This is a genomic window from Cellulophaga sp. L1A9 (assembly GCF_009797025.1).
Taxonomy (GTDB): Bacteria; Bacteroidota; Bacteroidia; order Flavobacteriales; family Flavobacteriaceae; genus Cellulophaga.
Genome location: NZ_CP047027.1, coordinates 916,779 through 932,836, shown reverse-complemented (window position 1 = coordinate 932,836; position 16,058 = coordinate 916,779). Strand labels below are relative to the sequence as shown.

Here is a 16,058-nt window from a genome sequence, read left to right as displayed (position 1 = left end):
AATTTAACTTAACATTAAAAGAAAATGAATTTTAAAATTACGCTAGTTCTAGTACTGTTTGTATCCTGTTTTGGATATGGACAACAACCGATTAAAGGCACGGTTGTAGATGAAAATAGTACACCTCTAATGGGGGTAAGTATTGTAGTAGCCAATTCGGCAAACGGGACAACTACAGATTTTGATGGTAATTATACGATTAGTGCCACTAAAGGGGAAATACTTGTATTTTCTTCCATGGGTTTTAAAACCGAGCAAGTTACGGTTTCAGATGCAACTATTGTACGTGTTACCCTAGTTGAAGATGCTGCGGCATTAGAAGAAGTTGTCATAACAGCATTAGGAATAAAAAGAGAAAAAAAAGCACTAGGATATGCTGTACAAGAGGTAAAGGGGGCTTCTTTAGAAAAAGCAAAAGAACCTAATTTAATCAACTCTTTAACCGGTAAAGTTGCTGGTTTAAATATTAAAAACTCAACAGATTTATTTCAGAGTCCAGAAATTAGCTTAAGAGGCGCTAAACCTTTAGTGGTTATTGATGGTATTCCTGATAGATCTGCTGATATTTGGAAAATTAATTCTGATGATGTAGAAAGCATAAGTGTACTTAAAGGAGCTACAGCATCTGCACTCTATGGATCTGTTGGCAGAAATGGGGCAATCATGATTACCACAAAAAAAGGAGAAAAGGGTAGGCTAACAGTAACAATAAATAGTTCCGTACTTTTTCAGCCTTCTTTCACTAAAGTTCCAGATGTACAAACGGTTTATGGAAACGGAAATCAAGGGCAATATGCGTATAGTAATGGATTAGGTAGTGGTTCTGAAGGTGGCGGATGGATCTGGGGCCCCAAAGTAGATCAATTGGACCCATCTACACCTAGTGGTTTTTTTGAGACAACTCAGTATAACAGCCCAACAGACGCTGCAGGTAATTTAATTCCTATCCCGTTTACTTCAAGGGGAAAAAACAACATTAAGGACTTTTTTCAAACTGGGTCAATACAAACTAATAATGTAAGTGTAAACTGGGGTAATGATAAGGCTAGCTACAGAATGTCTGTTTCTAATGTCTATCAAAAAGGTATTGTGCCAAACACAGATTTAGGAAATACATCATTCACAGTAGGGGGCACTTTAAATCCTTCGGATAATTTTAAAGTTAGTTCTAGCTTAACTTATAACAAGCAATACACAGATAACTTTCCAGAAGTTGGTTACGGTCCTACTAATTATTTATATAACTTACTTTTATGGACAGGTGTAGATGTAGATGTAAAAGATTTACGAAATTATTGGCGAGAAGGTCAAGAAGGGTATCAGCAAAGGCATTTTAATGTATCTTACTATAACAATCCTTATTTTCAGGCGTATGAATATGAGCGCGGATATGATAAAGACAATGTCTTTGGGAATGTTGCTTTTGAGTTTAATATAACACCAGAGCTTAGTATTAAAAGTACAAGTGGTATCAATGTTTATAGTCTAAATAGAACGTACAAAGAACCAAAAAGTTATATTGGTTACGGGAATAAGTCATTAGGTAATTTTACAAATTCGGATAGTCGTTATTTTGATATTATATCTGATTTGGGTTTAAAGTACGAAAAGAGTTTTTCTGACAATTTTAGCTTAAAAAGTCAGGTAGCCTACTCTAATTATTTTCGTAAATCAACTATAGCAAGTACGCAAACAGATGGTTTAAATATTCCAGGCTTTTATAACTTGGCAAATAATGCAGGTGCAAGCTATATTGCTTCTAATAGAGAAGAAAAGGATGCCATAAAAAGTGTGTATGGCTTTGTGGATTTATCCTTTTACAATGCACTTTATGTATCTATTACAGGTAGAAATGATAAGGTCTCTACCTTACCAAAAGAAAATAATTCTTTCTTTTATCCCTCCGTTTCTGGTTCCTTAGTATTATCAAGTCTTTTTACAATGCCAAACGCTATTAGTTTTGCAAAGTTAAGAGGTTCTTGGTCTAGGGTATCTGAAGGGAAAATCGGAGAAGAAACAGATCCTTATGCCTACATTCAGGCTTACGATAAGGGGACCACTTGGAATGGCAACACTTCTGCAGCCTTTGGTACAAGTTTATTAGCGCCAGGTCTAGAACCAGAAACCTCAGACACTTGGGAAGTGGGAGCGAATATTAGGTGGTTTAACAATAGAGTAGGTTTAGATGTAGCGTATTTTGAAGCAACTGATTATAATAATTTAATTTATAGTCCGATTTCTGATGCTACGGGCTACGAAAGTATTTTACTAAATGGCGATGAATTTAAGCGTAAAGGCCTTGAATTTGTATTAGATGCGAAGCCAATTGAAACAGCAAACTTTAGCTGGAACATACTCGTTAATTTAAGTAAGTTTAGAAGATTTCAAGAAGAAATTTATGGAGATAGAGAACAGACCGAAGGTTTTATAAAAGTTGGTGATCGGACAGATAAAATTTATGCAGATGTGTATCAAACAAACACAGAAGGAGAAGTTATTTTCGAAAATGGTTTTCCTGTAAATGATCCTTATCAAAGATATATAGGGGAAGACGATCCAGATTGGACTTATGGAATTTCCAATTCCTTGAGCTATAAAAATCTTAATTTATCCTTCTTATTTGATGGTAGAATTGGGGGGTTAATTTACTCTACAACCAATCAAAAAATGTGGTGGGGAGGTAAACATAAAGGTACAGTGAATCAATTTAGAGACGATGCTAACAGTGGCGTAAGTTCTTATGTTGCACCGGGCGTTAAAGTAATTGGTGGTACTGTTTCTTATGATGTGAATGGTGCAATCACTAGTGATACTAGAACCTATGCGCCAAATGATGTGGCTGTTAATTACATCAATTTTATGCAAACCACTAGTAATGGTCATAATACAAATTACCATTATTACAAAGAGTCATTTGTAAAGTTAAGAGAAGTAACACTTACGTATAATTTTCCTAAAAAAGTATTAGATAATACCCCAATACATGAGTTTAGCTTGTCATTAATTGGTCGTAATCTTTGGTTGAATTCAAAGGTGCCAAACATAGATCCTGATTCAGGAGTAGATGCTTTACAAGCACCATCTACAAGAAATATAGGTTTAAACTTAAACGTAAAATTTTAAATAAAAAATAAAATGAAAAATTATAGTATATACATTTTATGTGCACTTTTCTTTACGGTAAGTTGTACCAAAATAGAAGATTTACAAGATGATCCTAATAGAGCAACTTCTGTTAGTCCAGATTTATTATTAACTAATATCGAAACAAAAGCATTTAATAATGTTAGTTTAAATAGCGCTTTGGCTAGTAGATATCTAACATTTACAGACGGTATTAATGAAAATCAATATTACAACTGGCAACAAGCTTCATTTGCTAATTATGACAACATTAAGCAAGTGCATAAAATGATTGAAGAAAGTGAAAAAGCAGAAACAGAAGTCTATTCAATTTTAGGAAAATTCTTTAATTCTTATTTTATAACGGAGCTAACTATGGTTTTCGGAGAAGTTCCTTATAGCGAGACTTTAGCTACAGGAGAAGAAAATTATACACCTGTTTATGATACACAAGAAGCTATTTTTCTGAAAGTTTTAAATGATTTGAATGATGCCTCTAATGCGCTAGCAACAAACGAAGAGCTTATATTAGGAGATGTTATTTATGATGGTGATAAAACAAAATGGCGTAAATTAATTAATACGTACTATTTAAGAGTATTATTAATGTTGTCCAACAAAACGGACGTAGCTTCTTTGAATGTTATAGGAAGATTCCAGGAAATTTTAGAGAACCCAACTAAATATCCTTTGTTTGATTCTAATGAGGACAATGGCGCATTGGTATATGTAAACATTCAAGATAACAGATATCCTCTGTTTAATAATAACGAGTTACAGACTGCATATTATTTAGAAGAGTCTTTTGTAGACAGGCTCAAAGATCTGGAAGATCCAAGGTTGTTTGTTTTTGCTGAAAAAACACCTGCAGCTATTGCTTTAGCAGATGATGATTTTAATGCTTATGATGGTTTATATGGAAGTGCTATTTTTAGTGATAATGCAGCTAAAGCGGTTGCAGGGAATGCCTCTAGAATAGCTCCTCGGTTTTACAATGATCCTATAAACGAGCCTAGTCTGTTAATTGGCTATTCAGAGTTACAATTTATTCTAGCAGAAGCGGTAGCAAGAACTTGGATTTCTGGTGATGCGGCATCATACTATAATGAAGGTATTAAAGCGTCAATGAACTTTTATGGTATTTCAGAGGTAACTGCCTACTTAGCGAAGTCCGAAGTTCAATTAACTAGTGCTAATGTAATAGAACGTATTGCAACACAAAAACATCTAGCCTTGTTTTTAAATACCGGATGGCAAATGTTTTATGAGCAACGAAGAACAGGATATCCTGAATTTAATGTAGATGGTGGTGGAACCTTAAATGAGGGTAGAATACCCAAAAGATGGTTGTATCCTGCCAATGAAGCCACAAATAATACGGCAAGTTTAAAAGCTGCTATAAATAGACAGTTTACCTCTGGGGATGATATTAACTCCTTAATGTGGCTTCTAAAATAGCCTTGTTCAAATAGTATGAAGCCTGAAAAACCCAGCACTTTAGCGTGCTGGGTTTTTTGTGCTTTACGTTTTAATAGATTATTTTCTTTTAGCCCGTACAATATAGGTGGCGATAATAGCACCATTGTATTTTAGGTGAACGTCGTATAAGCCTACTTTCGTAAACTTATTAGAAATGCTATATTCCGAATCTTGCTGGGAAAATTTAGTGTCTATGGTGTGCGTAGCATAACCATTTCCAATTGCTAGGACTAGATCTGCTAGATCTAATCTTTCAGCGCTGGAAAATCTAAATTGAACGCTTTCATTTTTGATAATTTCCGTTTCTAATTTTAGTGGAAATATAGGGTTAAGGGTATATTTAAATGCATTTTTATACACTATAGGACCAGAAATAAACTGTTCAAAGCTTGGCATTTCTTCCAATAAAGACCATTTTTTTTCTAAAGGATAATGGTTTCTGATAAACAAACTCGGTTCTGCCAAGAAATAACCATCGTGATATTCAAATTGAAATTCAGGATTCCCTTCATTAAAAACTATTTGTCCAGCAGACCAAGTGGCATCACATAAATACCATTTTCCATTCAATTGCACGCTATTCCAAGAGTGGTTAGGGAGGCTTTCTAGTGTTAATGGCAATGTTGGTGTACGACTATGACCATCAATAATCTCACAAGGTATCTCTGCTAAGCTAGCCATTTCACGAACCAAATACGCATAGCCCGTGCAAGCTGTTTTTTTGTTGCTAATTAACTGTTCAAATACCTTAGGAGCATAGTCATGATTCCATACTAAGAAAGCGGGGCGATCTTTTTCTATTTTACTTCTCTTGCTTTTTGTTTTTGCATAAGAATTGTAGTCGTTTTCAATATTGGTACTTATCCAAGTATATATCGCTCTAAATTTCTCTACGTCTGTGTGTAAATTTGTAGTTAGGTTATGAACAAGTATAGGAAGACTTTTTAAACTAGCTCCTTTGTATTGATAGGCAACACTATCTGCTTTAGAAAAATCTATGGCATTAAATGCTGAGCGTTGCCCATAGCTTATGCTTGCGAATAAAATAAAAATAAGAAAGGCATACCTCATTAGTTAAAAATAGAACCAATTTTCTGAGCAATGTTTCTTTTTGGCTGGTATACTCCTTCGATAGAAATATCTCCCATAAGTTCTATATCTGCCGAATCAAAAAGTATAGAAATTTCAATGGTATCTGTTTTACTTTTGGCGATGGTATAACGCTGAGTATCATACCCTACATAGCTAAAGACAAGAACATCACCTTCAGATAGGCGTCTGCTGAATTCAAAATTGCCATCAAAATCTGTAGACACTCCTTCATTCGTTCCTTTTAGAACAACAGAGACACCAGGTAGTGGTAAATTTTCTTGATCTACCACAAGACCTTTTACCTTGTATTTGTTGCTTTGGGTTGTATTGGTAGTAGTTTCTGGATTTGAAACTAACTCAGTTTGTACACTTGGTGTCAATGCCACATCTTGTGCGTTTATGCTAGATATAGCACATAATGATAATAATGAGAAGCTCATAGCGCCGATACTTTTAGTTAAAAAATTAAAAGAGGAAACGTTTGAGTCTGCCATTTGTAAATCGTTTAATTGTGAGGTTTTAAATCGGCCGCAAGTGCTGTTTGTTGCAGTACATAAATAGTTTAATATTTCGCTTTTAGACATGGTTGTAAAATCGATTACTTCCTTTTCACAAGAGGCGCAAAAACCGCCTTTATCTGTTGTACTAAAGGTACTAAATTTCTCTGAACATGGTTTCTTTACGGATACGCTAATTGAATTTTTCATAGGTTTTGGTTTTAATTAGATACCTCTAAGGTATAGGAAAACCAAAGCCTATAAAACCAACAATGAGGCTACACAGCTATTGAATGCGTAAACCCACCTTTTTGGTGAGTTTACATTTTCCTAAAGACTAGTTTGCATCAATTTTTACGCGTACGCCTTCACTATGACTGCTAAACTCAGGCGCGTACATACTTTGTATCGTTGTAATACCATTACTGAAATTTCCAGCATTGTTTACACGTAAATCATATTCAAAGACATAAACTCCTTTTGGTAAAAAATCAAAAAAGAAATTAGTGCTAGCATCTTTGGTACTTTCATAGTACCCTAAACCATCTTGCCATTTGTATTGAGAAAATACATTGATAGGTTCAAAGCCAGCGGCACGCATATCTTTCATATGAATAAATTCCATATCCCGGTCTGATCGTAATTCAATACGTACACGAACTAAATCGCCCACAGATAATTTGGTATTCGCTGTAATTTCAGAAATTTTCTCTCCTGTGACCGTATTCTTTTTTAAGAACAACTTCTTTTTTAATTTCAATGGAGTTTCTGCTGATGTAATTTTGTCAAGGTCTTCAAAATACTGCCAGTATAGCGCTCCCCAGGCAATTCCAGTTCCTTTTTTGGTAATTTGAACTTCGGCCATTTTCGGTCTAATTTCAGACTTACTCCATGAAGTTTTATAGTAGCCAGTACCTGCTTCTACTTTTACATCTTCTAATTTTTCAGGAGCTATTTTTTCTCCACCAACAAGTACTTCTACGGTATTGGTTACTGCTAGCCAATCACTACCTTGTAATAGTAAAGCATATACAGCTTCTGTAGTAGCCTTTGTAGTTTTCCACTGGTTGGTTTGTTTATTTTTTAGTAACCAGATTTTTAAATTATCTATTGTAGCTACATCATTCTGAATTTCAGAGAAAGCTTCAATTAATAAAGCCTGAGTTTCAATAGGCGCTTGGTACCAATACCAAGAATTGGTATTTTCTTTCCAGTACATCCCTAATTCGTCACTAGAAATACTATTCTCTTCTAGGTGGCGTATTATTTTATTTGCAATAGCTTTATCCTCCATTCGGTGCATAATTAATGCTAACATTCCTTTACTATACAAATTTCTGTTCTTCCAATAGTTCTGAATTTGTCCTTTGTAATAAGCGGTAACCTCATCAACTTTTTTAGAGGTTTTTATATCCTTAAAGATCGAGCGCATGTAGAGGTACTGTACTTGAGAATGACTTAGATGATCTTTGTTAATGTCCTTAGTATGATTTTTCATATACTCATATTCAGCAACAAAGGCATTATCTAAATAAGAAATTGCTTTTTTTATCATGGCGCTTTTTTCTTTCCCTGTTTCAGGAGAAATGATAAGCTTATCTAAGTGGCCAAGACCTGTAATGATATGTTGTGTGATGTATCTGTTTTCACGACCGCCAGCAAACCAAGACCAAGCGCCATTAGACATTTGGTTTTGCGCTAATTTGCTAAATGCGCTTTCTTGAGATGCTCTCATTTTATTTAGATCAAAAAGCAATGCAATACGTTTCTTTTGCTCTGTTTCTGATTGCGCATCACGTAACCAAGGCGTTTCTTGAATTAAGAGCGATTTTAATTCTTGATTCTTTTCTAAATTACTAAGCAAAGCATCAGCGTTTGCCCATTGATTAAATACCTCCTGAATTTTAGGATTGCTATTGGCAATGTAACTCGCTAAAGTGTTTGCATAATAACGGGCAAATGTTTGTTCATTACATTCATATGGGTATTCCATTAAGTACGGCAAAGCTTGCACCGCATACCAGGCTGGGTTTGAAGTAATCTCTAAAGTAAGTTTATGATTACGGAGTGTTTTTGAAGTATTGTTCTTTAATTTATCTAAGCTAAAAGTTTTTGTTTGGTTGCTTCTTACCCACATAGGTAAAGATTCTGTGACCAACATTCTATTAGAAAGTACAGGCCACATGTTTTGTTCTCCATCACTAAAATCTCCTGCTTTTGCTAGAATTTTATAAGACACGGCTTGCAATCCTTCAGGAACAGTTATGATCCAAGATACTTGTGTGTTTCCGGTGGCGTCTACTGAAAATTCTTGCTGTGCATCTTTTGTAATATCTGTAGTAATATCAGCATTTGATACGGCATCGATTAAGACAATTTTTGCTTGCCCTGTTAGATTTTTCTCTGTTAGATTAGAAATTTTAGAACTCACAACGATTTGATCACCTTCCCGTAAAAACCGTGGTGCATTTGGTAACACCATTAATTCTTTCTGCGTAACCGTAGTGAATTGTGCTGTGGCAGTTTCTAGATTCTTAGTATGTGCAAGCAGTTGTAATTTCCATTGTGTTAATGCTTCTGGTGTGGTAAAACTAAAAGACACGTTTCCTTCTTTATCCGTTTGCAATTGTGGGAAGAAAAAGGCGGTTTCTTGTAAATTTTTACGAATTTGAACTTCCCCAAATTCGGTGTCAGGCTGTTCTACGCTTGGATGACCAAGAACAGAATCTTTTTCTTTATTTTCTATTGGGGCAGCGTTTGATTCCATTGCCATTTCTGCAACTCCTGCGCTATCTTCCATCTCACTCATGATTTCCATGGTCGGAGCAGATTTACTCATCATTTTCCGAGATAAATAACCAGATGAACGGTTATTGTATCCTAGGTTTAAATCAAACCATTTGAAGGTATCGTAATACTGAGAAACAGAAACGTAATTGGTATCAAATTGCCAGTAAGACCTAAAAGATTTGATTCCAAAACTACGGTTAGCATTACTACGTTGGTAAGCATAATAATTATGCTTGTACAGTGGGTTAAAACCCCAAGAGTGTCCTTTAAATGCATCTAAAGAGGCATCATACATACTTGCTAAAAGTTCTGCGGCTACTTTATCTCCTTTAGGTCCTTTTATTTTAAACGACCACGTTTCATCAGTCCCAGGTTTTATCTTATCTCTAAACGTTACGGTTTCAATTTGTAAATCGGTTACAGGATAAGGTACAGGAACTATAACATTTCCTGATGCATAAGAATTAAATGCCGCATAGGAATAATTGATGGCAAAACCACCTAAATCTTCCGCATTGACAGGTATTGTAAAAGATTTTTTGTTTTCTGATAAATGAATGATTTTTGTATCAACTATCTTATACTCTTTTTCAATGGTAAGCGTCACATACAAATCTTTGGCGGCAGTTTTTAAAGTGATTTTTGCCTTATCGCCAATTTCATAATTTGGTTTGTCTGTAGCAATACTAAAAATTTGTTGATCTGCTAAGCTTTTATCATCAGTACTATATACTGTAGTTTGTACTTTTTCTTCTACTAGTTGACCAAATTTATCGGTAGTGGCTAATGCTATGCGGTACTTCCCAGATTGCCATTTTTTGAGGTTAGGCAAACTAATTTCGTTTGTTTTGCTCGTATTGAATTGAGTTTCCCACAGCAAGTCTGCATTTTCCCATGTATTCGCATCATACTCACTAGCATAGGCATCATGTGGGTATAATGACTTAAATTTTTCTTTTCCAAAATAATCATAGTCCGGCGCAGCCCATGGTCTAGGTCTTAATACGGCAGAAGGTGCTTGTAACTTGTATATTTTTAAGGTCCCTGAAGATGCAACCGTTTTGCCATTAAGATTAGTGGTATATAAGGCTAGCTTGTTTTCACTGGCATTTTTATCTAGTCTAGCAGCCACAGCAATAGTTGCGTTTAAAGCATGGTACCCCACATTTACAGTCGTAGTGGTACTATGTGTTTCACCATTAATATCTGTAATGTCTGCCGTTACTTCATAACTAAACGTAGGTAAGTTTTTTGCAATAGTACTGTGGTCTACAATAGCTTTAAAGTCTAATTCAAAATTACCAGAGGCATCCGTAGTGGTCTCACCAAAAGCTATTTCTTGTGGCGTATTGTTTTGGTAAGAACGGTACCAGTAATACCATCTAGGATAATATACAGCACGTTTTACACGGTAGGTAACTTTTGCATCTGAAATTGCACTTCCTGCATAGGCCATCGCTTTTCCATGTACTTTAATCATATCATTTACCCGATACGTTTCCGTAATAGGGTTAAAGTGTGCTTCAAATTTTGGACGTTTGTATTCTTCTACAGAAAAGTTAGTACTGCCATTTAATCCATATGTGCTATTACTGGTCTGCAGACTAAAATTTCCTGTTAAGCCATTAGAGGGTAAAATAAATTCTCCAGAAAATGAGCCATATTCATTGGTTTTAAAATTCTGGCTACTTACTTCTTGGTAATTAGCATCAAGCAATTTAACCGTAACGTCTGTAGCTGTGACAATAGATTTTTCTGAGTTTGAATCTGCTACAGCTATTCCTTTAAAAAATAAAGGTTGTCCTGGTCTGTAAATACTTCTATCGGTGAAAAGAAATGTATTATATGTGGTGTGCTTCTCATTATTTCTGGAATAATTATGGTTGATATAAAATCCGGTAAAATAAGCAAACTCTTTATTTGCCGTAACTCTTATGCTTACATCTGTCCAATAGTCCTCAGATTTTTCAAAGGTTATATTTCCGTTTTCATCAGAAGTGTATGTTTTATTTAGGTATTTATTATCGTAATTAATTCGGTACGTAAAGCGTACTTGTGCATTAGAAATAGGTGCGCCGTTGTTTCTGTTTATCACTTGAAAACTATTGTTTCCGTTGAGCTGATTTTCACTAAGCACAAGATCCGTCACGTTTAATGCGCTATACGCAAAAGAAGTTTGATCGAGTTTATTATCCTTTGCCACAAGTAAGTAATAGCCATTTGCTAAAGTCGGAATTTCTATTTCTATAGCATGATTTTGGTAGTCGTTTTCATTTTTAAGGCTGGCCTCCCAATTTTTAGCTGGCTTTAGTTTTTTTATGATCGCTGCTTTGTCTTCAATTTTATAAGCGTCTTCGAGTGCTTGAAACTGATCCCGATCTATTTTATAAGCCGTTACGGATAAGGCATCAATATTCTTATAATTAATTAATAGACGAGAGGTTTTATTTGTAGGAATATATTCTTCGTTGGTTAAATGTATACGCTTGCTAAGAATGGTTGTTTTAAGATTTTGACTTTTTAGAGCACCTAAGTTTTTTGGATGTTTTTTTATAATTACATCACACAATGATAATGCCTCTTTATTTTTCCAGCGGTGTTCATCATTGGTATTCGCATGGTACGTGTTCGCTAACTCAGCATAGTAGGCAGCAATTTCGAATTGATATAAACTCCAATTCTCATGGTCTTTAATATTTTCAGCAGAATTCTGTAAAATGTTCAGGTAGAAATCGCCAACATTTGAGAAAACAGCATTATTCTTTATGAAGTGTAGGCGTTCAATATCAATAGTAACATAGGCATCGGATGTTTTATCAGTGCTGTGAAACTGTAATAACTCTTGATAAAGTTGCAATGCTTTTGCTTGCAGTGAAGTTTTATCAGTAGTACTAATTTTATGATGTATAAATTGATAGCTTTCACATAAAACCTCAGAATCATCTATTTCAAATTTATCAGCAGGTCTTGTAATACTATTTTCATCGGTCTTATAAAAAGTTAAAGCAGTGTGTGCTAATAGATCGTATAAAGTAGGTCTAAGTTTTTCTGAACCATTTTGTGAGTTTAAGAGCACTTCAAATTCAGATACAGGAATTTTTTTGAGTGTTTCGCTATTTTCTAAGGAAGCGTCAAAATGAATCCCTATCTCATAAAATAGCGTATTTAAATCCCAAGTTCTAAAATCTGAAGTATCTACCTTCGTTTCGGTTTCTGTACGGTTGTAAAATTGATACCTGTTTTGTTGGTAATACTGCCAGTATAGGTTGGCTAAATAGCTTTCTAATACATTTTTAGTTGGCGTTTTTGCTTTTTCAATTTCAGACTTAAACTCCGAAATAATTTTTAGTTGTGCATCTTCTTCTAAGGTTAATGAGTATTTGCTTGAAAATAAAAGTGATTTAACAACTTGAGCGTTATTACCTTCTTTCTTGGCTTTTTTAGAAATAGCGTTAACTGAACTAAGAGCAGATTTTGTAAGTCCTTCTTGTTCTAATTGTGCTACCTTTTTCCAAAGCGTTTCAAAAGAATCTTTGCTCCCTTGTGCTTCTGCCATATGTGAGAATAAAATAATCAATACAAATACTGTTGCTTGTTTCATAATATGATTGTTGAATGGCAAATATGCCACTTGGTAAATTTAGGTACAATAAGCGTTGAGTGAAACCCTACTTTCAGTGAGTTAAGATTATTAAAACGTAAACAAGTAAAATTCCAATATGCGTTTTAACCTATAGTGATTTTAACAAACCGCCATCAATAGGAATGGAAGTTCCTGTAATATATGCCGCATTGTCTGATGCTAGAAAAGCAACCAAATAGCCATATTCTTCTGGTTTTCCAATTCGTTGTAGAGATACCTTTGCCTCCATTTGGTTGCGTACTTCTTCCTCTGAAATTTTTAATTGTTTTGCTTTTGTGGCATTCAGTTGTGCAATGCGGTTGGTGTCAAAATAACCAGTCAATATATTATTAACGGTAATTTGATAAGGACCAACATCTGTAGCTAAAGATTTCCCCCAGGTAACCACAGCGGCTCTAATGGTATTAGAAAGTGCCAAATAGGAGAGGGGTTCTTTTACTGAAACGGAAGCGATATTTATGACACGTCCCCATTTATTTTTTATCATACTTTTAAGAGCAAGCTCTGTGGTAAATACAGTGGTTTTAAACAGGAGATCAAAAGCAGCCTGATAATCTGTAATATTTTTTTCCAAGGTATTTCCTGCGTTAGGGCCTTGGGTATTATTCACCAGAATATCTATAGTATTGCTGTTAAAATAGCTTTCTAGTTGAAGTGCGTAGGCTTTAAAATCAGTATAATCTACAAGCAGGTATTGATGTGTTTGCCCTTCTGCTGTAGGAAGATTGGCAATGATGTTTTTTAATTTAGCTTCGCTTCTAGAAACCAAAGTTACACTGGCGCCACTCGCCGCAAGTTGTTTAGCAATTGCTTTACCAATACCATCACTGCTACCACCAATGAGGGCTTTTTTACCTTTTAGAGAAATATTCATGTACTACGGTTTTAGGGGTTTCTCCCTTTTTGGGAGTTCAGGAGTTTATTTGTACTCTTCTCTAGTGGGACTAAATACATCCATTAATTTGCAAGCGGTTAAAGCTTTGCCACTATGTGGAATATAAGCGCCAATTACGACTAATTCCCCGGGAGTATATACTTTAGTCTTGCCGTTGAGGGTAAACTCAAACTCGCCTTCTAAAACCTGCATTACTTGTTCATTTACATGAGAGTGTTCAGGAACTATAGCCCCTTTTTCTACCTCCCAAAAAGCCAAGCTCATATTTTTAGTATGGACCAATTTACCGTGATAACCGGGAATAATCTCTTTGGTAGGAATTTCAGCTAACTTTATATCCATTGCTTTAAAATTTACCTTAAAGATAAAAGAAACAATCGATTATAATTTCAAATAGAGCGCCTTTTTATTCCCATTTTACGATTACAAATTCACACCTTCTATTTAATTCATGCTCTTCCTCGGAACAAGCATCATCTGTAGCACATGCTATAATAGGTTGTGATTCTCCGTAGCCTTTTGCAATGATTCTTTCAGCTGCAATTCCTTTTTCTAGTAAATATGTTTTTACACTATTGGCTCTTTTTTGAGACAGTTCTTTATTATAATTGTTATTTCCACGGCGGTCTGTATGCGAACCAATCTCAAGGGTGATACTTGGATTATTTTTCATAGTAGCTACCACCGTTTCTAAACGATCTCTGGTTTCCCTGCGCAAGTACCACATGCTGTAATCAAAGTTTATAGCTTGCGTTTTAATAACGGTTCTATTTTTTTCTTTGACGATTGCCTTTTCTGTATTGATGGTTTTGATAATATTCTCAGCTTTCTCTTTCTCTGCCTTTTCTTTATGTTGTTTTTCTTGTACAGCTAAAGCTTCAGCGGCTTCTTTTTCTTCTTTTAATTTTTTCTCTTGTGCTGTTTTTGCTTTTTCTAGCGCTTGCTTCTCTTTTTCTTGAAGTGCAATACGTGCTACTTTTTCTTTTTCAACAGTAGCATATAAGGTTAGCGAAGCATCTATTTCTGCGTTCCGCTCTTTTGTGGTTCTTAGCACTTTAAAATTATCTTCGTACTGCTCTTTTTTAGCTTCAATGCGGTACTGCATCTCACATTCTACCGCAAATGAAAACGTGGCATCTTCCTTTGTAATTACTTGAGCTATTTCATGATGATCAATATCAAGAAGGCGTACGGTACTAAAAGGGAGTAGTTGTTTGGTAGTTCTGTCTGTCACGACTCCAGTAATAACTTGCGCACAAGCTTCAATTTTTAAAGGTTTTGTAATCGTAAAGGAATAGATATCATCGCTTCCTTTTCCTTCTGGTCTGTTGGAGGCAAAGAAGCCTTTGTCTTCATTTTGAAAATAGCTAAAGTCATCATAACTACTATTCACAGGATACCCAACATTGTCTGGTTTCTGAAATTGATTAGTGTCTTTTTTTGAAATAAAAATATCAAGTAGGCCAAATCCTGGATGTCCGTTTGAAGAAAAGTATAGGTTATCATTTTGATCGACAAAAGGAAACTGTTCTTTTTTATCCGTATTAATTAAACTTCCAAGGTTCTCTGGTTCCGTATAAACATCATTTTCTTGAATAGTTACTTTATAAATGTCAAAAGAGCCAAAACCACCACTTCTGTCTGAAGCAAAATACAAAGTTTTCTCATCACTACTAAGGCTTGGGTGTTCATTAGAAAAATCATCACTATTAAAGGCTAGCGTTGTAATATTGGTCCATACATTATCCATGCGTGTAGCACGGTATATTTTTAGGTTAGATACTTTTTTAGCATCTGTTTTCTTTTTCCCTTTAATAAAGTTATTACGTGTAAAATAAAGGGTGTTTCTGTCTTTTGTGATGGCAAAAGTGCCTTCATGCATTTTAGTATTTATGGCAGTAGAAAAACTTCTACTAATGCTATCGCCATACAGTAATTCACTTTCAGGATGTTGGTATAAGTCTAAATAGTTCTGATTATTCCATCGGTAAATTTTGTTCGCCTTTTTTTTCGATGCCGTATATATAATTTGGTCATCTACTTGTACAGCTCCAAATTCAGAGTTTGTAGTGTTTAATGCTAAATTTTCAATTGCAAATCGCGGTCCTATTGCTTGTATATTTTCTAAATAGTTAAAATCTGACTTTAATTTCGCTACTTGCTCCGCGTCTTTTTTTGCTTGGTAGTACTCCATTAGTACTTCAAAAGATTTATTTAGTTCTCCTGTAGCTTTTAAAGATTCGCTGTATTTAAAAAAATAGTTTTCGTCGAGTGTCTCGCCATAAATTGAAGTCAGATAGGCATACCACTTTGCTGCTTGTGGCATTTGATAGGTATTGTAATAGCTATCAGCAAGATTTTTTATTACTAGCGTGCTTTTATTTGTAGCTGCAATTTCTTCGTATAGCGGAATAGCTTCACTATAAAAAGCTCGGTCAAAATAGGTGTTAGCACGTTTCAATTGATCTTGAGCTGAAGCAGAAAATATATTGAAGAATACTATTAATACTAAAAGGAGTGTCGTTTTTTTCATAGCTTT

8 protein-coding genes are annotated in these 16,058 nt (G+C 34.9%); 2 read left to right on the top strand and 6 right to left on the bottom strand.

The window, feature by feature from the left end; translation table 11 throughout:
- Positions 1-24 precede the first annotated feature (24 nt).
- Together GQR94_RS03850 and GQR94_RS03845 are read left to right on the top strand one after the other, a co-directional pair.
- Positions 25-3,123, top strand: coding sequence for a SusC/RagA family TonB-linked outer membrane protein (locus GQR94_RS03850; RefSeq protein ID WP_158974242.1), 3,099 nt, complete (start codon positions 25-27; stop codon positions 3,121-3,123).
- A gap of 12 nt (positions 3,124-3,135) precedes the next feature.
- Positions 3,136-4,581, top strand: coding sequence for a SusD/RagB family nutrient-binding outer membrane lipoprotein (locus GQR94_RS03845; RefSeq protein ID WP_158974241.1), 1,446 nt, complete (start codon positions 3,136-3,138; stop codon positions 4,579-4,581).
- Between the two features lie 78 nt (positions 4,582-4,659).
- Here the strand turns inward: GQR94_RS03845 and GQR94_RS03840 are convergent, their stop codons facing one another.
- From GQR94_RS03840 to GQR94_RS03815, 6 genes are all read right to left on the bottom strand, one after another.
- Positions 4,660-5,673, bottom strand: a complete 1,014-nt coding sequence (locus tag GQR94_RS03840) for a transglutaminase domain-containing protein (protein ID WP_158974240.1) — start codon at positions 5,671-5,673, stop codon at positions 4,660-4,662.
- The gene (locus GQR94_RS22620; protein ID WP_158974239.1) at positions 5,673-6,401 is read right to left on the bottom strand and encodes a carboxypeptidase-like regulatory domain-containing protein; all 729 of its coding nucleotides are present in this window, start codon (positions 6,399-6,401) and stop codon (positions 5,673-5,675) included. Before GQR94_RS22620 ends, GQR94_RS03840 begins: the two co-directional genes overlap by 1 nt.
- Positions 6,402-6,528: 127 nt before the next feature.
- A complete protein-coding gene (locus tag GQR94_RS03830) occupies positions 6,529-12,582 on the bottom strand; it encodes an alpha-2-macroglobulin (protein WP_158974238.1) in 6,054 nt (2,017 codons plus the stop codon).
- A 130-nt stretch (positions 12,583-12,712) separates the two neighbouring features.
- Positions 12,713-13,498, bottom strand: coding sequence for an SDR family oxidoreductase (locus GQR94_RS03825; RefSeq protein ID WP_158974237.1), 786 nt, complete (start codon positions 13,496-13,498; stop codon positions 12,713-12,715).
- A gap of 45 nt (positions 13,499-13,543) precedes the next feature.
- Positions 13,544-13,861, bottom strand: coding sequence for a cupin domain-containing protein (locus GQR94_RS03820; RefSeq protein ID WP_158974236.1), 318 nt, complete (start codon positions 13,859-13,861; stop codon positions 13,544-13,546).
- A gap of 64 nt (positions 13,862-13,925) precedes the next feature.
- Positions 13,926-16,052, bottom strand: a complete 2,127-nt coding sequence (locus GQR94_RS03815; protein WP_158974235.1) for an OmpA family protein — start codon at positions 16,050-16,052, stop codon at positions 13,926-13,928.
- Positions 16,053-16,058 lie beyond the last annotated feature (6 nt).